This is a genomic window from Nocardia sp. NPDC003979 (assembly GCF_053605015.1).
In genome coordinates this window covers 554453-574384 of the sequence record NZ_JBSGIJ010000004.1, presented here as the reverse complement: position 1 = coordinate 574384, position 19932 = coordinate 554453, and the positions used below count along the sequence as shown (strand labels likewise).

Genomic DNA, 19932 nt, shown 5'->3' with positions numbered 1-19932 from the left:
GTCTGATCAGCCGGGGTGCACGACCATGACCGGACAATCGGCGTGCTGTACCAAGAAGTTGCTCGTCGAGCCGAGTAACAGACCGCGGAACCCGCCGCGGCCACGACTTCCGACCACGAGCAGCCCCGCGGACCGTGACAACTCGGTCAGCCGTTCGCGCACGCCGTACACCACGATCTCGCGGCGCACGACGACGTCGGGAAACTGTTCTGTCCAACCGGCCAGTCGTTCCGACAGCAGTGCCGCGTCGGCTGTCGCGATGTCATCGATCGGCGGCGACAGAAAGCTCGAATCGGCGAAGCCACCGCCTGACAGGTCACTCCAGCCGTGGACGGCCAGGAGCTCGGTACCGCGTTGTGAGGCTTCGGAGAACGCCGCCGCGATCGCCGGCTCGCTGATCGTGCTGCCGTCCACTCCGACGACGACGGGACCGGAGGTGCGGTCGGTTCCACGCACTACGACGACCGCACCACGCGCGTGGGAGGTGACCGCGAGCAGCGTCGAACCCAGGTGCGAGATCGCCCCTGCCTCCGATGCGACGCCGAGGACGATGAGGTGCGCGTGCTCCGACGCCGCGATGAGCGCGTGGGCCGGGCTACCGCCGCTGACGAGTTCGGTCGTCACTGTGACACCAGGAGTGGCGGTGCTCGCCTGTTCCCGGGCAGTGGCCAGTACGCGCTCGGCCGCACCGCGGATGTCCTGCATGGTGGCGAAGATGAACGCGTCGTAGGCGCTGTGTGGCGTTCTGTCGCTGACCGGACCGGTGCAGTGCACGATGTGCAGCGCGCGGCCGCGGTCGACGGCAGCGCGGGCCGCCCAACACACGGCAGCCCGCGAGCCCGGAGATCCGTCGGTCCCGACGACGACCGCGGCGGCGGGGTTCCGGTGTGGGGATTCATTGTGCTGCTTCATCTTCGGCTTCCTGTCGTCGAGGTGTGTCACACCGGGCATCGGACGGGCTCGGCGCTGAGATCGGGGGAGTCGTGCCACACGCGACAGGCTGTCGCGACGGAGTCGGCGAGGCGACCGGCGGTATCGATGTCGACTGCGCCGGGCCAGGCGAGGCCGGTGGCGGCCATCGCCTCCGCGATCTGGGGCGTGGCGTCGGACTCACTGTCGCGACGCTCACGGATACGCTGGAAGGCGAGTTCGGCCGGGCACACGCACCGCAGGGCGACGAGCTCGGCGGCGACATCATCGGCCAGTGCGGCGGCGCGGCGACGTTGCTCGGGATCCGTCCAGCTAGCGTCCAGGATGACCGGAACACCGGAAGCCAGCAGCACGTGGGCGCGCCACAGAAGTTCGTCGTAGACCCTTGCTTTGTTGGCCGGAGTGTATCGACCGGCGCTGAACTGCCCGACGTGACCACCGACCGCACCGACACGGGCCAATTCGTTGCGGACATGGTCACTCGAGATGAGTACGGCCCCGGTCCGAGCTGCGAGTTCCGTGGCGACAGTCGACTTGCCGGTGCCGGGCAGGCCGCCGACAGTGGTGAGCCGTACCGTGCCACGGGCCAGACGGCGTTCGGCCAGCGCGAGATGCTCGCGCGCCCGGTCGGCGGCGGTGTGGTCACCCTGGCCGGCGCGAATCACGTCGACCTTGGCTCGTACGGTGGCCCGGTAGGCGATGTAGTGATCGCGTAGCGACGCCGGCGCAGGATCCGCGGACTCGCGCAGGTACTCGTCGACGAACCGATCGGCGAGGTCTGCCTGCCCGAGAGAATCGAAATCCATGGCGAGAAAGGCGATATCGTCCAAGCGGTCGACGTAGCGCAACCGATCGTCGAAATCCAGGCAGTCCAGCACCCGGAAGCCGTCGGGTAGTTCGAAGATGTCCTCGGCCAGCAGGTCGCCGTGGCCGTCGACGATCCGCCCGTCGGCGATCCGCTGGTCCAGCAGTGGGGCCCGGCCGTCGAGATATCTCATCGCGCGTCGGTCGATCCGCGCGAGCAGGTCGGGATCGACGATGTCGGCCGCTGCTTCGTGTAACGGGTCGAGAAGCGAACGCCAGCGGGTACGCAATGCCTTCGCCGTGCCTGTCCGATCGATGTCGGGCCTGTGCGGGGATTCGTCGTGGAAGCGGACCAGCAGATGTATCAGGCTGGTAAGGGCATCTGTGGAGTAGCCCGGTTGCGCGAGCAGCACCGACAGTCGCCGATCCGCCGGCATCCGCCGCATGATCAACACCGGCTCAGCCGGGCCGCCGGTGGGGTCGCCGAGGTGAGCGACCCCGAGGTAGACGTCAGGATTGATGCGCCGATTCAGCTCGAGCTCGCGGGCGCACGCGCGCTCGCGCAACACGGTCGTACTGAAGTCGAGAAAGTCCGTACGCAACGGCTTCTTCACCTTGTAAGCGCGGTCGCCGTAGAGAAAGACCACGCCACTGTGGGTCTCGTGAACCTGGGCGGGCTCCGCCGGCCGCCGGAGCCTCGGTTCGCCGTTCATGAGGGCAGAACGAGCGAGGCGCCCGCTGTCGCGCCACCGTCGAGGACGAATTCCGACCCGGTCGAGAAGGTGGCCTCGGTGACCACGAAACCGACCATCGCGGCGACTTCCTCGGGCTCGCCGAAACGCGGAAGTGGCTGCCCCGCGGCGACACTCTCGTCCATGCTCGCGGTCATCGGGGTGTGGATCGGGCCGGGATGCACCGAGCAGACCCGCACGTTGTCCTTGCCGAGCTCGAGCGCGGCGGCTTTGGTGAGCCCGCGCAGTCCCCATTTGCTGGCGACGTAGCCCGCGATGCCGGAGTAACCGATCAGCCCTGCTGTGGAGGAGACATTGACGATGACACCGTCGCCGGCGGCGCGTAGCCGGGGCGCGGCCAGATGCATACCGAGCCAGGAACCGACCAGATTCACATCGAGGACGTGGCGGAACTGCGTGGGAGTCTCGGATTCGACGCCGCCGAAGTCGAGGATGCCGGCATTGTTCACCAGCACCGCCAGCGGCCCGAAGTTCGCTTCGGCGTCGTCGAGCACCCGTTGCCACTCGTGCTCGTCGGTGACGTCGAGGTGGCGGAAGACTGCCGTGGATCCGATGGCCTGCGCGACGGCGTTGCCGTCACGTTCCAGCAGATCGGCGACGACGATGCCGGCGCCCGTCTTGGCCAACGTGTGCGCGACGGCCGCGCCGATGCCGCGTGCGCCGCCGGTGACGACGATGCTGCGTCCTTGGAGATCAGACATGGTGATCGGACCTTTCTGTGGGTTGTCGATAAGAGGTGGGGTGGTCTGGTCGGCAGGCTTCGCCCCCGGGTGGGCTGCGGTCAGACCGGTGCGGGCTGGACCATCGGGACTGCGGGGGCGTGGTGTTCCGCGCGCTGTTTGATGCCGAGCAGCATCTTGCGCTCCATCACCCAGCTGCCTGGCTCCATGATCAAGCGATTGAACAGACGGGCGGCCGGTGAGGCGGAAGGGGCCGCTATCCGGTTGCGACTGATCAGTCGGGTGCGATTCCCGTCGGGGTACAGGGCGAAAGCCCATACCCAGTTGCCGTCGGTCGAGCTGAAGACGAGGGCCCGCGCGGGGTCGAGGACTGCCACGCGCATCGTCGGCCCGCTGTCGCCGAGGGCGAAAGTGTCTCCGACGGAGAGCTTCTGGAATTCGGGCAGGATCGAGTCGGCGCTGTGCATATTCAGGCCGAGGAGGTTTTCGATCCAGTCATAGGTGTAGGCGCCGCCGCGGCCTGGACCGAACTGGACCAGCCACGGCCATATTTCTGCTGCCTCGACGTCGATGGTCACGGCGCGAGTGGAAACGATGTCGGGCCGGGTGAGCAGGTCGTCTCCGGGCATTTCGCGTGTTGCTTCTTCCGGAGTCGCTCCCCAATGCAAGCACCGTTCGCGCAGCAAGTATCGGTAGCCCATCACCCACGCGGTGCCGGCGGCACCGATTCCGGTCGCGAACACGGTCGTCTTCTTCATCACGCAGTCCTTCGTAACCCCAACTGACAGCGGTCGTTTCGGCTCATGCGGGCGGTCGATCAGGGATGGACAATGCTCGCCGGAGCGTGCGGCAGCGCGAGGGCATCGCCGATTCTGGTGGACCACTCGCGTACGGCCTGCCAGTCGCGCAGATCGCCGTAACGAGCGCCGCCGAGTACCCGGTACATGGTCCTGGCTCGCCACGAGACGCCCGCGCGTTCGTACTTTCCGGCGAAAGGGGTGTAATCGCGCGGATGCACCATGCTGATCACCGCGGCGATCTTGCGTGGGATCTGACGGCCCGCCCAGCGCCCGACGGGCCCGCGCAGCGCCGGTCCGAGCCCGACGCTGAACAGCCAGACGTCCTTGTCCTGCAACGTTTTCAGGTTGTGGCGGAGGTAGGCCGTGGCTTCCGGGAGGAAATCCATGTCGTGGATCGCGCTGCCGACGACCACGGTGTCGATGGTGGACAGATCGGGTGCGTGTCCGACGTCGTGCAGTTCGGCTCTGGCGCCGCGGGCGACCAGGTTGTCGTAGATGAACTCGGCGATATCGCGCGTCGAGCCCTGCGCGGTGGCGTACAGAACGGCGATCCGGGGTGAGGAAGTTGTAGTCATGTCCTCAGCGTCGCTCGAGTCGGCGGTCGCCGGTCAGAGCCGGGATGCCTCCGAACGAAGGACCAATGGCCTGTCCGGTAGGTGGCGGGACAGATCCGAACCGAGTTCCGTCCGCGGCGCGTGGTGCCCAAGGACTCTCTCGGCCGGGACCACGGCCCCTAACGGCGGCCGCTGCGTCTTGGTCGAATGTTGATCACCGTCGCTGTCGTCGTTTTCCGAGATCGCGGCGGCTTCTGTCCGCGGCGCGAACGCAGCCGATACGGGGTGCTGAACAAGGTCACGCCCGGGATTTCTCACAAGGAGACCACGATGCGCAGTAATCGTTTCGACATCGGAGAGCGACGATGATCGCCGACCCGGCCGCACGCTGGATGATGCTCGCCGTCGGCATGCTCGCGACTGTGGGCCTCCTCGACGCCGCGACCGGCCGGAACTGGGATCTGGTCGCGGTTTTCGGAGTCATCGTGGTCCTGGGCCTGGTGGCGGCGCTGAGGCTGCCGAGTCGCCGACGCTCGGTCCGCATCAGGGGCGATTTGGCGCAGTGGCTGGTGCTGCGGGCCGCCGACGGCGACGAGCCGGTCGGCCGGATCGCCGACCGCGCCGTCGCCGCCTACCGTTGTGGCCTGGTCGGCGAACGGGAATCGTCATGACCGGGACCGAATTCCTCGCACCGACTACACCGTCAGGACAGGGTTTTGTGCGGGTACTGGAAGGCGCGGGAGCCGCCGGCAAGATCGTCGGCGGTAAAGCAGCAGCGCTCGACCGGCTGATCGGTTGGGATGTCCGGGTACCGCCGGCCGCCTGCGTCACCGCTGACGCCTACCGGGTCGTCGCCGCGGAACCTCTGGTCGGGGCGTTGCTCGCACGGCTCGAACGGGGAGAGGTCGTCGCCGCGACCGAGGTCGACGCGGTCTTCCGCCGAGCCGGGCTGCCCGGCGCGCTGCTCGACGAGGTATGCGCGGTCGCCGCCGGGTTGGCTGACGGGCGCCCCGTGGCGGTGCGCTCCTCGGCGACGGTGGAGGACATGGATTCCTCGTCCTTCGCCGGGCAGTACCACTCGGTGCTCGATGTCGACCCGGCCGACCGCTGCGCGGTCGAGCATGCTGTGTTGTCGGTGTTCTCGTCGCTGCATCATCCGGCCCCTCGCGCGTACCGCAAAGCGCTGGGTATCGCGGACGACGATGTGGCGATGGCGGCGCTCATCATGCCGATGGTGGCGGCGCTGCGCAGCGGGGTGCTGTTCACCCAGGATCCGACGGGACCGGCCGCAACGGTGCGGATCGAAACCGTCCACGGTCTCGCCGAGGGCCTGGTGTCCGGGAAGCGCACTCCGGCGGTGCTGTTGGTTCCGGGCGGCGCGGTGCCCGAGGACAGCGCCGAAGAGATCGAGCCGTTGATCACCGTCGCTCGAGAGATCGAACGCCGCGCCGGCTGCCCGCAAGATGTCGAGTGGGCTTGGGACGGAAGCACTTTGTGGATCGTGCAAGCCCGACCGATCACCGTGCTCACCATCGACCGGGATCCCTTCGACACCGATGCCGGGGAGATGTCGGGCCACCACTTCACGACCGCGGGCATCGCCGAAATGCTGCCGGGGGTTCTGCCGCCACTGCGCTGGGAGGTCTGCTCTTTCGTCGTCGAGGAGGCGTTGCGCACGATGTTCGACGTCCTCGGCACCACGACACCGGACGGAATGGCGTCGCCGCATCGGCTGCTTCGCCGGGTACACGGGCGAGCAGCGCTGGATACGGCCGCCGCCGAAGCCGCGGCCGCCCACCCGACAGGCCGCATCGATGCGCTCGGGCACCATGTTCGAGCCGGTCGGGCACGGCGCCGAGCCGTATTCGATGCCGATGTCGCGATCACCGCCACGCGGGAAATCGGCAGCGATGCAACACCGTTCAGTGCGCGCAGCGGCGCGGAGCTGGCCCGCTACCAGCTGGCGCTGATCGATCTGATGACGCGTGCCATGGCTGCCGAGATCACCGTCGCGGCGGACGCGGGGGCGATCCATGAGGGGCTTCGGCAACTGCTGAGACGCTTCGGCCCGGATTCCGAGGCCGACCGGTTGGCGGGAGCGCTGACTGTTCCGGAGACCGTCATCACTGTCGATTCGCGCGCCTCGATGGCGGTTCCGGGTGGCCCGACGTGGATCGAGTCGGGCCGGGAGCCGTCGGTCGTGACGCAGCACAGGGCTCAGCCCGTCGGCGTCGACGCCGCGATGAAGCTGATCGAGGCAAGCCCTCGGCGACCGAAGACCGACATCACCCGGTGGCTACGACTGCGCCAACTGGAACGTCTTGTCACCGAGGCACGTGCACAGTTCGAACGGCGTGAGCGCACCAAAGCGGCGATTCTGTCGCTCGGCGGCGAGCTTCGCCGGGTCCATCTCGAAGTCGGCCGCAGATCGGCGGCCGACGGGGTGCTCGGGTGTGCGGCGGACGTCGAACTGCTCACCGTCGGGGAATTCCGGGCACTGTCGGTGGGCCACCCTCCGCCGGTCCCTGCGATACTCGATCGGCGCAAGCGCCGGTTACGCAGGCAGGAGCAGCTCGATCCGCTCCCACAGACCTTCTCCGGGGAACACGAGTCGGCTGGTTCCACGGCCACTCCGCACGGTCGGCAGCTGACCGGATGGGCGGCGGGCAACGGCACGTTCCGTGGGACCGGCCGCCGTCTCACCACCCCGGATGAACCACTCGGCAGCGATGAGATCCTGCTGGCCACTACGACAGATCCCTCCTGGGCGCCGCTGCTGATGCGTTGTGGGGCAATGGTGATCGAACAGGGCGGCCCGCTGTCGCACGCGGCGATCCTGGCCCGTGAGTTCGGCGTGCCCGCCGTGTTCAATCTGCCCGGTGCCGCACGGGCCCTCGACGGGCACAGACTCGAGGTCGACGGCACCGCCGGGACCGTGACCATTCTCGACGAAGGACGTTCCGATGACCGCGCCCGCGCGTGACCGCGCCCGCGCCGCACTGCTCGGCGTAGATCGGTTGCACATCTTCGTCCCCGCGATCATGAGCGTGGGTTTGCTGTTCTGGCTCGCCAGTGAATTGCGTGAGTTGGTCCGCAGCTGCGGCGACGCCTCGCGCGCCAAGCGGGCAGGCATCGCGGGGCACGCGCTGGCTCGGTTCACGACCGCGACCCCCGAGCCGGATACCGCGGCCCGGCGCGGCCTTCGTCCGCGCCCCGTCTACCTGCTGATCGCGCTGACCCTGGCGGGGGGAGCGGTGTATGTGACGATCGGGTCGGTCGCCAACTTCTTTCAGCAACCCGGCTGGGTGGCCGATATCGCCTGGCTGCTCAGCCTTTCGCTCGCCGTGGCGGTCGCGGCCCTCGCCTACGCGGTGGTCTCGGCACTGGTGTTCGTCCACTACCCGTCGCCCCCTCGGCGGTTGGCGCGCGTGCTCACCAACACCCCCTTGACGACGCGGCCGGTGGACGGTGCCGAATGGTCGGCCCGCCCACCCTGGCAACTCGGTGCCGGGTTCATGGCCGCGGCGGCCGCTTCCGCGCTGCTGTCACTGGTTGTCGCGGCGTCTCCCTATGTGGTCGACGGGTTCGATCGCCGGGTCGCGGCATGGTTCCACGGGTTGTCGACTCCGGCCTTGTCCCGCTTCACGGACGCCGCGTTCGATACCAGGACGGTGCTGGCACTGGTGATCCTCGTCGGGCTGGCGTCGATCCGGTGTCGCGCGCTCGCCGTCACTTATGCCGTGGCCACCGGCTTCGGGTTGCTGGCCAGTGTGGGACTTCGGGCGGTGATCGAACGACCTCGCCCGCTCGACGGGCCGATGGCCGGTGCGCTGGATTCCTACCCCAGTGGACACGTGATGCAGGCGGTCCTCATCGCGGGCCTGGTTCCGCTGGCGGTCGCGACGCTGCTGCATCGCCGCCGGCTCATTCCGGTGCTCACCGTGGTTCTGGGGGTAACGGCCGCGGCCGCCGCCGTCGATCGCGTGGCCGAAGGTCTGCACAGCCCGACCGATGTGTTGGGCGGGGTGGGGATCGGCTTGGCTCTGGTGCTCGGAGCGCGCTGGGTGATCGTGCGCCCCCGCGCCCACGTAGCCTGCCGGAACTGCCTGTGGTCGCCGCATCCGCAACAGCCTCATGCCGCTCGCGGCGCGATTCCGCTGACGACGTCGGCAGCCCAGATCGTGCGATTGCTCGCGCACCTGTCCGCCGCGGTTGTCGCCCTGACCCTGGCCGTGCTCACTCTGACGGTGGGTGTGCCCTCGAGTGGTGAAGGCTTCGTATTCGGTTCACGCGTCGAGACGCCGGTGCAGTTGGCGCTCGCGGGTGTGGTGTCGCTCGGTGCGTTGATCTCGTGGCGATGGGAGGCGGTCGGTGCTGTGCTCATCGCGGTAGCGGCGAGCTGCCTCGGTGTGTTCGCCGCTGTCGAGTACGAGCCGATCTACGCCATGCTGCTCGCCGGCGGCGCGATGGTGCCTTCGGTATTGCTGTGGCTCAGTTGGCAGCACCGCCGCACGGCCGTGGAACTGGTCGCGCTCGCGGTGGTCACTCTGCTGTTGCTCGCCGGTACCTGGTTCGGGGCGAACCGGGTGTACGCGATCTATTTCGGGCCGACCCACCCGGAGAGCAGCGCCCCGGCACTGTCGGTGGACCGGGTGGAATGGGTCTGGTCGGGCGGTCTGCGCAGCGACGGGGTCACCGTGAACGCCAGGTTGGCTTCCGGCCGCAGCACCGCGCTGCTTCGGGTCACCGCGGCCGACGGCGGTGTCGTGGAGTCGAAACCGGCAGTCGCGCAGGAACATCGGATCGCTCGCATGGAGGTCGACGGGTTGCGGCCAGGCATCGCCTACACCTACCAGGTCGTCGTCGACGGAACACCGGACAGTTCGCGCGGTACCGGGCGTTTCACTACGCCGGTGGACGGTCCGATGTCGTTTCGTGTCACCGCGGGCGCCTGTGCTCGGGTGGGTTCCAACGGCGCGGTCTTCGACGCGCTGGCAGCCGAGAACGGACTGTTCCACCTCGCCCTCGGCGACCTGCATTACGCGAATATCGAAAGCACCACGCCCGGTGAGTTCTTCGCGGCGTACGACAGGGTGCTGACCAGTCCCGGCCAATCCGCCCTCTATCGGGACAGCCCGGTGGCCTACGTGTGGGACGACCACGACTACGGCCCCAACGACGCCGGCGCCGACTCGCCGGGACGGGACGCGGCGCGCACGGCGTTCGGCGCCACCACCCCGCATTATCCGTTCGGCTCGACGCGAGGAACCATCAACCAGGCCTTCACCATCGGCCGGGTGCGGTTCATCATGACCGATGGCCGCTCGGAGTCGACGTCGGAGTCGGTGCTCGGCATTGACCAGCGGAACTGGCTGATCGAGGAGCTGAGGCGTTCGAGCCGTACCCACGCCCTGGTGGTGTGGGGCAACTCCCTGCCGTGGATCGGGGAAGCGCGTGCCGGTGGGGACGGTTGGCCCGGACATGCCCGCGAACGCCAGGAAATCGCCGACGCGATCGCCGACGCCGGGATCCGAAACTTGGTGATGGTCGGCGGCGACGCGCACATGGTCGCGATCGATGACGGCACCAACAGCGACTATTCCGGCAAGGGCGGTGCGGGTTTCCCGATTCTGCAGGCGGCGGCTCTGGACCGCCCCGGCAGTGTGAAGGGCGGTCCCTACAGTGGTGGGACATTTCCCGGTGGCGGACAATACGGGGTGCTCGACATCACCGACGACGGGACGAACCTGCAGGTCGATCTTCTCGGAAAACGCTGGGATGGAACCGTTCTCACCAGCTACAGGTTTCTTGTTCCCCAGCGGTCCGAGTGACCGGGTCGTTTTGTGAGCGGGCCTTTTCCAGCTGCGAGCGCGCCAGGTTGACGGTCAACGGGATCAGGTGTGTACGGATGCGAGCGGTCCGGGCCAGCCGCTGGTGCGTGAGTTCTACTACTTGTCGTACGTATGCTTCGGGCAAGCTGGGGAACTTGGTGACGAACGCGCGCGCTATCGCATCGATCTCGTCTGTCTCCACTCGTGGTGCGGCGACGACCTCACCGGGGGATACGCCATCCGGTTCGGCGGCGGTATCCGAACAAGCGTAGGTAGACCTGGTCACGAATCTCTCCCTCGATGAGAACTGCGCACATCTGTGAGATGTAGATTCGCCACTTCCCGGTCGGGGCCATAGGGGCATCCGGCCTCTGGGCGAAGATCGAACGGCCCTACTCGGTCCCGCTCGGCCACCGGTTCACGGTTCGTTCCAGCGACGATGACCCGAAGTCCCTCGCAACGGGGTCGTCCTGCCCTTCTCGGTGGCCAGGTCATACGCGGACAGTACGAGTACTGACCGATCGACACCGAGGACGGACACCATGGACCGCGGACTTCCCGACGACGACACCGTGAAGGCGGCGCTGGCACTGGCCGGCCGTGCGCCATCGGTGCACAATGTGCAACCGTGGCGCTGGCGCATCGCCGACCACAGTATTCACCTGTATCTCGACCGTGAGCGGGCGCTGCCCGCGACCGATCCCGACGCGCGCGACCTGGTGCTCAGCTGCGGCGCCGCACTGCACCACCTGTCGGTGGCGCTGACGGCGATGGGCTGGGCGCCGGTGATCCACCGCATCCCCGATCCCGCCAACCCTGATCACCTGGCGGCGTTGACCCTGGTCAGGCATCGGCCCACCACACTCGATGTCGACCTGAGCAAGGCCATCACCGCCCGCCGGACCGATCGGCGTCACTACACTTCGTGGCCCGTGCCGCCGGGTTTCCTCGGATTGTTCACCGAACGTGCTGCGGCACTGGGCGCCATCGTTCACCGGATCGAGGACCGGCAACGGGTGATAGCAGCGGCACAGCAGGCGAGCGAACTCCATGCGGCCGACGAGTCGTACCGGTTCGAACTCGCCCTGTGGTCGGGTCGCCACAGCAGCGCCGACGGTGTCCCCGCACGCAACGCCCCACCCATCGATCCCGACGACGACTTTCCGCCACGAGCGTTCGCGGCGGCCGGATTTCCCGACCCGGCTACCGAGCCCGACCATGCCGAACTGCTGGTGGTAGGCACCGGGGCCGACGATCTCGGATCCAGGCTACGGGCGGGGGAGGCGCTGAGCGCGCTGCTGCTGACGGCGACGGGAATCGGGTTGGCCACCTGTCTGCTCACCGAGCCGCTCGAGGTCGGTTCGCAGCGCGCCCGGCTGCGCGACGAGTTGTTGTCCGGCACCGCTTATCCGCAGGCTTTCGTGCGCGTGGGATGGGCTCCTACCAGCGCCGGCTTGCCTCCAGAAACGCCGCGGCGCCCTGTAGAGGAACTGCTGCTGTCCGAGGAGACCTCCGATCACAGGAGCACGCGGTGGAACTCGGTCGGGAAATGAGCGGAGACAGCGTCGAAACCGCCATCGCGATTTCGGGGCTGACCAAGACCTTCGGTCGCACCAGGGCACTGGATGCCCTGAACCTCACCGTTCGCGCGGGTGAGGTCCACGGATTCCTCGGCCCCAACGGAGCGGGCAAGAGCACGACCATCCGGGTGCTGCTCGGGTTGCTTCGGGCGGACTCGGGCACGGTCCGAGTACTCGGGCTCGATCCCTGGGCCGATGCGGTAGCCCTGCACCAGCGGCTCGCCTACGTTCCGGGGGAGGTCGCCCTGTGGCCCGGCCTGACCGGCGGCGAGACCATCGATCTGCTCGCTCGGCTGCGTGGCGGTATCGACCCCCGCAGGCGTGCCGAGTTGCTCGCTCGCTTCGAACTCGACCCTTCGGTGAAAACACGCGCCTATTCGAAGGGGAACCGCCAGAAGGTGGCCTTGGTCGCCGCGCTGGCCTCGGACGCGGAGCTGTTGTTGCTCGATGAACCGACCGCGGGGCTCGACCCGTTGAAGGAGGCGGAATTCCAGCGGTGTGTGCGCGAGCTGGCAGCCGAAGGACGCACTGTGCTGCTGTCGAGCCATCAGCTAGCCGAGGTGGAGGCCCTGTGCGATCGCGTCAGCATCATCCGCGGCGGTGCAACGGTGCAGAGCGGCTCGCTGACCGAGCTGCGGCAGCTGCGAACCACCTCGATCAGTGTCGAAACAGTCTGTCCAGCAACGGGACTCGCCACGGTACCCGGGGTGAGCGGCCTGACCGTGGAGGGTTGTCACGCTCGCTTCGAGGTGGAGGGCGCGCACTTCGACGCCGTCCTGCGTGCGTTGGCCGACCTCGGCGTCGTCGCGATGACCAGTAGCAAGCCGACGTTGGAGGACATCTTCCTGCGCCAGTACACGGGAGAACCGCAATCGGTGGGAGCCCTCTCGTGAGCACCGACATGCTTCGCCGGGAGGCGACGGGCGTAGCGGCGCTCGTCCGCTTCATTCTGCGGCGCGAACGGTGGGTGCTGCCCTGGTGGCTGCTCGGCGCCGCTGCCCTGCTGGCCATGCAATCGGTGAGCAGCCAGAACTTCTACGACTCGCCTGCGAAGCTGGCGCAGCTGCGATCCACCATGAGTGCCAACGCGGCGATCGTCGCGATGGGCGGGCCGGTTCGTTTGCTGCAAACAGTCGGTGGGGAAATCGTTTTCGAGATATTCGCCTACCTGGCGATCGTCGTCTCGCTGATGAATATGTTCCTGATCGGCAGGAACACCCGCTCGGACGAGGAGACGGGCCGGACCGAACTGATCCGGTCGGCACGCGTGGGCCGGCGCGCGCCGGTCGTGGCAGCACTGTGCGTCGCCGCGCTCGCCGATGTGGCCGTGGCACTGCTGCTCGCCGTTACGGCGGCGGTGACCGGGTTACCCGTGCAGGGCGCTGTACTGGTCGGGGTGGCGATCGGCGGGCTCGGGTTCACCGTCGCCGCGGCGACGACTGTAGCCGCACAGGTATTCGAGAACCCGCGCAGCGTCTACGGGGCGATCAGCGGACTGGTCGCGGTGGCGTACGTCCTGCGCGCGGTCGGTGATGTGGGAACGGATGCGGTCGCCTGGCTTTCGCCGATCGGGTGGGGACAGCGGACCTATCCTTTCGTCGACGATCGACGGTGGCCACTGCTGCTCTTCGCGGCGGTGTCGGTGGCGCTGACAGCGGTGGGGTTCGCGCTGGCCGAACGCCGGGATTTCGGTGCGGGGCTACTGCGATATCGTCCGGGCCGCGACACCGCATCGCGCCGGCTCGGCTCGCCGATCGGTCTGGTGTGGCGTCTGCAACGGCACAGTGTTCTCGGGTGGTGCCTCGCGGCATTCGTGCTCGGCCTCGCCTACGGCTCCTTCGCCGACAGCATCGAGCAGTTCATCGCCGACAATCCTGAGATCGCGGCCTATCTGACGGGTAACGCGCGCGACGCCGTGAACGCCTACCTGGCAGTGACATTGTCGATCATCGCGCTGCTGGCTGCCGCGGCCGGGGTTTCGGCTGTGCTGCGTGCGCGGTCGGAGGAGGTCTCGGGCCGAGCCGATCTCATCCTGGCCGCACCGGTAGGGCGTGGGCGGTGGCTCGCCGGATACCTCACCGTGGCGATGGGGGGCAGCGCCATGGTGCTGATCGCCGGTGGATCGGGTGACGGTCTCGCCTACGGACTGGCGACGGGTGATCCGATGCGGATACCGCACCTGGCGGCCTCGGCGCTCGGTCACGCCCCGGCAGTCTGGGCGATCGTGGCGGTGACGGCCGTTGTTGTCGGCTGGATGCCGCACCTCGCAGTCGCCGTGTCGTGGCTGTATTTCACGTACGTGGTCGTGGCATCGCTCTTCACCGAGGCGTTCGAATTGCCCAGGTGGTTCCTTAGGGCGTCGCCGTTGCACTACACCGAGCGCCTGCCACTGGAGTCGTTCGAACTTCGAACGGGTCTGGTGTTGCTCGCGCTGGTCGCCGGTGCGACGGGTCTGGCCTGGATGGGATGCGCCCGTCGCGATCTCGGCGACTGACGGCGTGACCGTCAGCTGCCGAGGACGATCGGCCGGTCGGGCAGGGCCTTTCGCCCCTGCCCGCCGCCGTCGTCCCCGACGAGGCTGGATACCGACCCCACTGCTGATGGAAAAGGAAGCCGCGATGACATCGACGACATTCCGTATCGACGCGCTGATGTCGCACGCGCTGCGCTCTTGGCGATGCCGTCCTTGGAACTCCAATCCACTGATGAGGTGGCCGGATCGGCTGCTGGCCACAGTTCGGTTGATCAGCGTGATAGCGGTGCTCATCTCGATTCCGGTGGCAGGCGCGGTGGGCACGGTCGTTTACGCCGACGATGCCGCGCGACTGCGCGTCGAGCGCTCGCAGACGACCGTTGTCGAGGCGCTCGTGCTGGACAGGCCGCACAACACCTCCCTCCACATCCGGGTGGCATCGGCGGCCTGGACCGGTGCTGAGGGTACGACGGTCGGTATCGTGCGGGTCGGCAACCGGGTGGAGAAGGGCGATCGCATCCAGGTGTGGTTGAACCAGTCCGGTGAACCGACCTCCGCACCACGCCCACCGGAAGGCCCGGTGATGAACGGGATCGGCGTCGCGGCCGTGATCATGGTCGGCACCGGTTTCGTGGGCTGGTGTTCGAACGCGCTGACCGAGCGGCTCGTAGCGTGGCGCCGCAAAACGATCTGGGATCAACAGCTTTCGCGATTGGTGGGGTGACAAGCGCGAAAGCTGTTGATCTGCACCGCTCGAGGTCTTACGCCGGGGCGGGCGCCCACCGATCGGGGCCGAAGACCTCGTAGTGGATCTTCTCGACCGCCACACCCTTGTCCAGGAGCGCATCGCGTACGCCGAGCATGAAGGGAAGCGGCCCGCACACATAGGCACGGGTGCCTTCGGCGACGGTGATCTCGCCGAGATCGACGCGGCCTTCGCTGAGCCCGTCCCCGGGCCGGCGGGCGCCGAGATCCTCGTACCAGCGATGCATGACGGCGAAGGGCAGCCGGTCGACGAGTTCGGCCAGTTCGGCTCGGTGGGCGTGGCTGCTGGGGGCGCGATCGGCGTGGATCACCGAGATCGAGCGGGTGTCGGCGGTTTCGGCGAGGTGGCTGAGCATGCCCATCATCGGGGTGCATCCGATGCCCGCCGAGATCAGCAGCAGCGGTGCCTCGTCATCGATGAGTGTCAGGTCACCGAACGGGGTGGTCACGTCGAGTACATCATCTTCGAAGATGTTGTGGTACAGGAAGTTCGATACCTCACCAGCCGGAGCGATCGAGCCGTCGGGCAGGGTGTGTGCGTCCACGCGCTTGACGGTGATGCGCCAGTCGCCCGCCGAGGGTGCCGAGGAGAGGCTGTACTGGCGGATCTGGCGGGCGCCGTCTTCGAGCCGCACGCCCACCGACAGGTACTGTCCCGGCGCGTACGACGGGAGGGGGCTGCCGTCGAGCGAGGTGAGTACGAAGGACACGGCATCAGCGGATTCCTGGCGTCGCCCGCGCACGCGAGTCTGCCGCCAGACGTCACCGTCGGCGACACCTGCGGCCCGATACAGCCCGGCTTCCATCCCGATCAGCGTTTCGGCCATCAGCCAGTACAACTCGTTCCAGGCTGCGGCGACCTCGGCGGTGACCGCGTCGCCGAGGACCTCAGCGATTGCTTGGAAGAGGTACTTGTGCACGATCCGGTACTGTTCGGGCCGAATCCCCAAGGAGGCGTGCTTGTTCGCGATACGCGACAGAATGAGATCGACACGAGCCTGATCTGGCTCGAGCTGCAGCGCGGCGAAGGCGGCGATGGCGCCGGCGAGCGCTTTCTGCTGGTCGCCCTGCCGCTGGTTGCCGCGGTTGAACAGGTCACGTTCGAGGTCGGGGTGGGCGGCGAACATCGCGCGGTAGAACCGCGTGGTGATGTCCCCGATGGCCGCGCCCACGGTGGGCAGAGTTGCGCGAATGGTTTCCTTCGCGGTGGCAGAGAGCATGTCATTCTCCATTCGTTGTGGCAGGTGCGAAGTCTGTGTCGCTGACCTGGGGTAGGGCGAGAAGTACTGTGCGCGTGGGTGAGCCGACCGAGGCACAACGTCAAGCCCGGCGGAGCAGGTAAGCCAGCAGGCAGACGGTCATACCGAGCAGTCCGAATATCGGTTGCCACCAGTAGAATCGACCGATCACGAACGGCTGGACCATGCCCCATCCCATGAGGACGGCGCCGCCGCGGACGCCCACCGTCGAGGCGATCGGGTCCGCGCGCAGAGCGAGAACTGTGGTGGCAGCCATCGGCGCGCCGACGACCGCGGCCAGCAGCAGACCCACCAGGACCGGACTGTTGAACGGCAGGCGCGCGGTGATCTCGTCGCCGAGATCGGCGGCGCCGCCGACGAGGCCCACGGCGCCCACGAAGGCGGACAGGGCGACGAATCCGGCAGTGCCGACCAGGCCGGCGCGCAGAGCATGACGAGTCCTGCGTTGTTCGAAGGTCGACATGGCATTACTCCCGGTGAGCTATCGGCCCCAGCCGAGCACGTCGGGCAGGTCGGCGCGGCACGCCGGTTACGCCCCTGTGCCGGAGCACAGGCCGGTCTGGGGGCACCGCGACTTACCTTGCCCCTTGTCAGCCAGTGTGCGCGGACACCTCGCCCTCCGCGACGGCCGTTATGCCTGTTCGGTGAGGACCAAATGCCCTGGGTGTGGTCGCCGCGGTGACACCGCGCTCGAGGCCGCACGGCGATCAGTTGCGTCGGTGCATCGACGACAGAGTCTCGAGGCGTGCACCGGTAGGCCCTTCGTCCTGGACATCCGCGCCGTGGATCGGGGACCGCAGCGGCCGAACGGCCCTGTTTTCGCGGGAGCCGGGGACGGAATCGTGAAAGGCGGATATCGAACGCCGTTGACACATCGAGGAGATCGTGATGAGCATCGAGACTCGAACGGACGCCGAGGCAGTGCCCGAGAGAGGGCAGGCGCAGGTGAGCCGGATGCTGGCCCGCTATCTGCACGCGCAGCGGGAAACCATCATGGACGGCCAGATCGCCGCGTGCCACGACGACCCGGACTCGGTGGTCGGGGTGGTCAAAGCTGCGCGCCGCGCCCGCTGTGCGCTCAGCGCACACCCGACGGCTGTCCGCAGACAGTCCGAAGTCCGTCGCCTCGTCGAGGAACTGCGGTGGCTCGGCATCACCACCGGCGCGGCGCATGACCTGCGAGCCCAGTCGGCCCGACTGCACGCGGCGGTGGATGTGCTCCGCCCGCGATACGTCCGAGGCCCGGTGCGAGAGAGAATGGCGGCCTATTTCGACGTCCGCATCCGTCCGGCGTGGACCGCGGCGCGAGATCTGCTCGCCTCACCCCGGTTCGTGACCGTCGTCGAGGACCTGATGGCCGAAGAGCGGTTGCTGCACACCGGTGTGGTGCCCGGGATCGATGAACCGGACAACTCCGTGGTCCTGGACGCGCTGCTCGCCCGGGTTCGGCGACGGATGCGAAGAGTCGGTTCGGCAAGGGGCGAGGACGCCATCGATGCCGCGATGCACGATCTGCGGAAATCGGTGCGGCGCACCCGGTACTACGTGGAGTCGGTCCGTGATCTGGACCCATCACGAAGCGACCAGACCGTGGCGGGCCTGATCGCTGTGCAGAATCTGCTCGGCGAGTACCAGGACGCGGTGGTGGCCAAGCATCATCTGATCCAGCTCACCAGGGAAGCCGAGAACGCGGGGGAGTCCGCGTTCACCTATGGGCTGCTGCTGCAGCGCGAAATCGATCGCACCGCCGAACTCGTCGCGGCACTGCCCGGCACGTACTGGCGATCACTGCGCACTGCCCGTGTCATGGCCGACATCCATACCGACACCGGCGGCGCGGCTTCGCGAAAGACACCGTGAGAGTCACTGCGCAGCGGTCTGGCCGTTAGCGAACGAAGATCACGTCGCCCAGGACGAAGGCCGCCACCGCGAAGATCAAAACGGCGAACCACCGCTGTAGCCGCGCGACGTCGATTCGTTGTCCATAGCGGCCCGCGAGTAGCGATCCGCCGATTGCCGTAGCGGCGAAGAGCGTGGCGATTCGCCAGTCGAGGCCGAGGCCACCGAGGTAGGCGAGGAAACCGGAGGCCGAGTTGGCGGTGACGATCACCAGGGAGGTGCCGATCGCCACCGACATCTCGATGCCGAGCAGCAGGACGAGGGCGGGGACGATGAGGAATCCGCCGCCGACGCCGAACAGGCCGGTCAGGAAACCGACGCCGAGGCCGACCGGAACGGCACGTGAGGTGCATCGACGCCAATCGACGGTCGAGCCCTCCACTCGGCACGCGGTACCGATGCTGTCCTCACTCGCCAGCATCCGAGCTCCGGAGGCGACCATGACGAGCGCGAATCCGGCGAGGGTCAACGCTGGAGGAAGCTGGCGGTTCGCGGCGCTCCCGGCTAACGCGGCCGGCAGTCCGCTCACGGCCAACACGCTGGCGACCCGCCACTGGACTCGGCCGGATCGCATCTTGGGAACAGCGCCCACCAGTGCGGAGAGACCCACCACCAGCAGTGACATCGGAACCGCCTGTCCGAGCGGGATCCCGAGCCCGTAAACCAGCCCCGGCACTGCGAGGATCGACCCACCGCCGCCCAACAGGCCGAGCAGGATTCCGATGACAGCACCCAGCAGCGCGGTGACGAGGATCGTCATCGGTGACTCCTTTCGAGCCCAGGTGTTGCGGTGCCCTCGTCCGGGCCCGGCGCTCTCGCGGTCAGTCTTCGGCGGTGGTCAATGCATCGATCGCGGACTGCAGGCGGCGGCCCGCGTCGTCGGCGATCGGCGCGAGCGCGGGTTCATCGGTGACCTGCACGAGAAGTTGCGGATTCATTGCCTCGACGTGAACCGTGCCCGGCGCGGCCGGATCCTCGCGCACGATCACATTGCACGGCAGCAGCAATCCGATCTGCCGGTTCACCTCTACAGCTCGGTGCGCCAGCGGCGGATTACAGGCGCCGAGGATCAGATACCGCTCCATGTCGGTGCCGAGTTTGGCCTTCATGGTGGCTTGCATGTCGATCTCGGTCAGTACGCCGAAACCTTGTTCCTGCAAGGCCGCTCGGGTCCGCGCCACGGCTTCGTCGAAGGATGTTGTCAACGTGGTAGACACTGCGAGGTTCATCGGTGATCTCCGCTCTCGTCGGTCCAGGTTGGTGGTCGGGAGCTTGCGGTTTCTGTCAGGCCAGGGCGAGGAAGAGCTTTTCGAGCTCGGCTTCACTCATGGGTTCCTTGCCGTCGGCGGCGTCGCCGGCCAGGCATTCGCGTAGTCCACTGGCGACGATCTTGAACCCGGCCTTGTCCAGTGCGCGCGAGACCGCCGCCAGCTGCGTGACGACATCTTTGCAGTCGCGCCCGTTCTCGATCATCGAGATCACCCCGGCGAGCTGCCCGTGCGCGCGGCGCAGCCGGTTGAGGACCAGCGCGATACTCTCGTCGTTTCCGACCATGACGATTCCTTTCTCGTACCTGACTCCACTATACCCCAGGGGGTATGTGTG

Annotated in this window: 19 protein-coding genes; 8 read left to right on the top strand and 11 right to left on the bottom strand. The window is 67.7% G+C overall.

Going from position 1 to position 19932, the window contains the following annotated elements; translation table 11 throughout:
• Positions 1–6: 6 nt before the first annotated feature.
• The 5 genes from ACWEVR_RS12390 to ACWEVR_RS12370 form a co-directional block, all read right to left on the bottom strand.
• Positions 7–912, bottom strand: coding sequence for a universal stress protein (locus ACWEVR_RS12390; protein ID WP_452467000.1), 906 nt, complete (start codon positions 910–912; stop codon positions 7–9).
• A 26-nt stretch (positions 913–938) separates the two neighbouring features.
• Entirely contained in the window at positions 939–2381 is a 1443-nt protein-coding gene (locus ACWEVR_RS12385) for a bifunctional aminoglycoside phosphotransferase/ATP-binding protein (protein ID WP_452466999.1), read from the bottom strand.
• A 62-nt stretch (positions 2382–2443) separates the two neighbouring features.
• Entirely contained in the window at positions 2444–3187 is a 744-nt protein-coding gene (locus tag ACWEVR_RS12380) for an SDR family NAD(P)-dependent oxidoreductase (RefSeq protein WP_452466998.1), read from the bottom strand.
• A gap of 80 nt (positions 3188–3267) precedes the next feature.
• Complete coding sequence (locus ACWEVR_RS12375; RefSeq protein ID WP_452466997.1) at positions 3268–3924, bottom strand: SRPBCC family protein; 657 nt, start codon at positions 3922–3924, stop codon at positions 3268–3270.
• A 59-nt stretch (positions 3925–3983) separates the two neighbouring features.
• The gene (locus ACWEVR_RS12370) at positions 3984–4541 is read right to left on the bottom strand and encodes a flavodoxin domain-containing protein (protein WP_452466996.1); all 558 of its coding nucleotides are present in this window, start codon (positions 4539–4541) and stop codon (positions 3984–3986) included.
• 344 nt (positions 4542–4885) lie between these two features.
• Between ACWEVR_RS12370 and ACWEVR_RS12365 the strand changes: the two genes are divergently transcribed.
• Genes ACWEVR_RS12365 through ACWEVR_RS12355 form a run of 3 tightly spaced genes read left to right on the top strand, consistent with a single transcriptional unit; the run spans position 4886 to position 10351 of the window.
• Positions 4886–5191, top strand: a complete 306-nt coding sequence (locus tag ACWEVR_RS12365) for a hypothetical protein (RefSeq protein ID WP_452466995.1) — start codon at positions 4886–4888, stop codon at positions 5189–5191.
• A complete protein-coding gene (locus ACWEVR_RS12360; protein WP_452466994.1) occupies positions 5188–7503 on the top strand; it encodes a PEP/pyruvate-binding domain-containing protein in 2316 nt (771 codons plus the stop codon). The genes ACWEVR_RS12365 and ACWEVR_RS12360 overlap by 4 nt, the downstream gene beginning before the upstream one ends.
• A complete protein-coding gene (locus ACWEVR_RS12355) occupies positions 7484–10351 on the top strand; it encodes an alkaline phosphatase D family protein (protein WP_452466993.1) in 2868 nt (955 codons plus the stop codon). The genes ACWEVR_RS12360 and ACWEVR_RS12355 overlap by 20 nt, the downstream gene beginning before the upstream one ends.
• On the opposite strand, the gene ACWEVR_RS12350 is transcribed toward ACWEVR_RS12355, so the two are convergent.
• Positions 10311–10715: a three-helix bundle dimerization domain-containing protein gene (locus ACWEVR_RS12350; RefSeq protein WP_452466992.1), complete on the bottom strand. Its 405-nt coding sequence runs from the start codon at positions 10713–10715 to the stop codon at positions 10311–10313. The two genes, ACWEVR_RS12355 and ACWEVR_RS12350, sit on opposite strands and share 41 nt — an antisense overlap.
• Before the next feature lie 178 nt (positions 10716–10893).
• Here ACWEVR_RS12350 and ACWEVR_RS12345 point away from each other — a divergent pair, with 178 nt between their 5' ends.
• The 4 genes from ACWEVR_RS12345 to ACWEVR_RS12330 all read left to right on the top strand — a co-directional run bounded on the left by ACWEVR_RS12345 (position 10894) and on the right by ACWEVR_RS12330 (position 15128).
• Entirely contained in the window at positions 10894–11904 is a 1011-nt protein-coding gene (locus tag ACWEVR_RS12345) for an Acg family FMN-binding oxidoreductase (protein WP_452466991.1), read from the top strand.
• The gene (locus tag ACWEVR_RS12340) at positions 11901–12824 is read left to right on the top strand and encodes an ABC transporter ATP-binding protein (protein WP_452467031.1); all 924 of its coding nucleotides are present in this window, start codon (positions 11901–11903) and stop codon (positions 12822–12824) included. Before ACWEVR_RS12345 ends, ACWEVR_RS12340 begins: the two co-directional genes overlap by 4 nt.
• Positions 12821–14425 (top strand): ABC transporter permease, encoded by a 1605-nt coding sequence (locus ACWEVR_RS12335; RefSeq protein ID WP_452466990.1) that lies wholly within the window; start codon positions 12821–12823, stop codon positions 14423–14425. Before ACWEVR_RS12340 ends, ACWEVR_RS12335 begins: the two co-directional genes overlap by 4 nt.
• A gap of 124 nt (positions 14426–14549) precedes the next feature.
• Positions 14550–15128: an Rv1733c family protein gene (locus ACWEVR_RS12330; protein ID WP_452466989.1), complete on the top strand. Its 579-nt coding sequence runs from the start codon at positions 14550–14552 to the stop codon at positions 15126–15128.
• 37 nt (positions 15129–15165) lie between these two features.
• Here ACWEVR_RS12330 and ACWEVR_RS12325 read toward each other — a convergent pair whose 3' ends face one another.
• Together ACWEVR_RS12325 and ACWEVR_RS12320 are read right to left on the bottom strand one after the other, a co-directional pair.
• Entirely contained in the window at positions 15166–16389 is a 1224-nt protein-coding gene (locus tag ACWEVR_RS12325) for a globin domain-containing protein (protein WP_452466988.1), read from the bottom strand.
• A 100-nt stretch (positions 16390–16489) separates the two neighbouring features.
• The gene (locus tag ACWEVR_RS12320; RefSeq protein WP_452466987.1) at positions 16490–16891 is read right to left on the bottom strand and encodes a hypothetical protein; all 402 of its coding nucleotides are present in this window, start codon (positions 16889–16891) and stop codon (positions 16490–16492) included.
• Between the two features lie 425 nt (positions 16892–17316).
• On the opposite strand from ACWEVR_RS12320, the gene ACWEVR_RS12315 reads away from it, so the two are divergent.
• The gene (locus tag ACWEVR_RS12315) at positions 17317–18288 is read left to right on the top strand and encodes a CHAD domain-containing protein (RefSeq protein WP_452466986.1); all 972 of its coding nucleotides are present in this window, start codon (positions 17317–17319) and stop codon (positions 18286–18288) included.
• Between the two features lie 25 nt (positions 18289–18313).
• Here ACWEVR_RS12315 and ACWEVR_RS12310 read toward each other — a convergent pair whose 3' ends face one another.
• The 3 genes from ACWEVR_RS12310 to ACWEVR_RS12300 all read right to left on the bottom strand — a co-directional run bounded on the left by ACWEVR_RS12310 (position 18314) and on the right by ACWEVR_RS12300 (position 19881).
• Positions 18314–19087, bottom strand: coding sequence for a sulfite exporter TauE/SafE family protein (locus ACWEVR_RS12310; protein ID WP_452466985.1), 774 nt, complete (start codon positions 19085–19087; stop codon positions 18314–18316).
• 61 nt (positions 19088–19148) lie between these two features.
• Positions 19149–19556 (bottom strand): DUF302 domain-containing protein, encoded by a 408-nt coding sequence (locus tag ACWEVR_RS12305; protein ID WP_067487807.1) that lies wholly within the window; start codon positions 19554–19556, stop codon positions 19149–19151.
• Positions 19557–19611: 55 nt separating this feature from the next.
• The gene (locus ACWEVR_RS12300; RefSeq protein WP_067487809.1) at positions 19612–19881 is read right to left on the bottom strand and encodes a metal-sensitive transcriptional regulator; all 270 of its coding nucleotides are present in this window, start codon (positions 19879–19881) and stop codon (positions 19612–19614) included.
• Between the last annotated feature and the right edge of the window lie 51 nt (positions 19882–19932).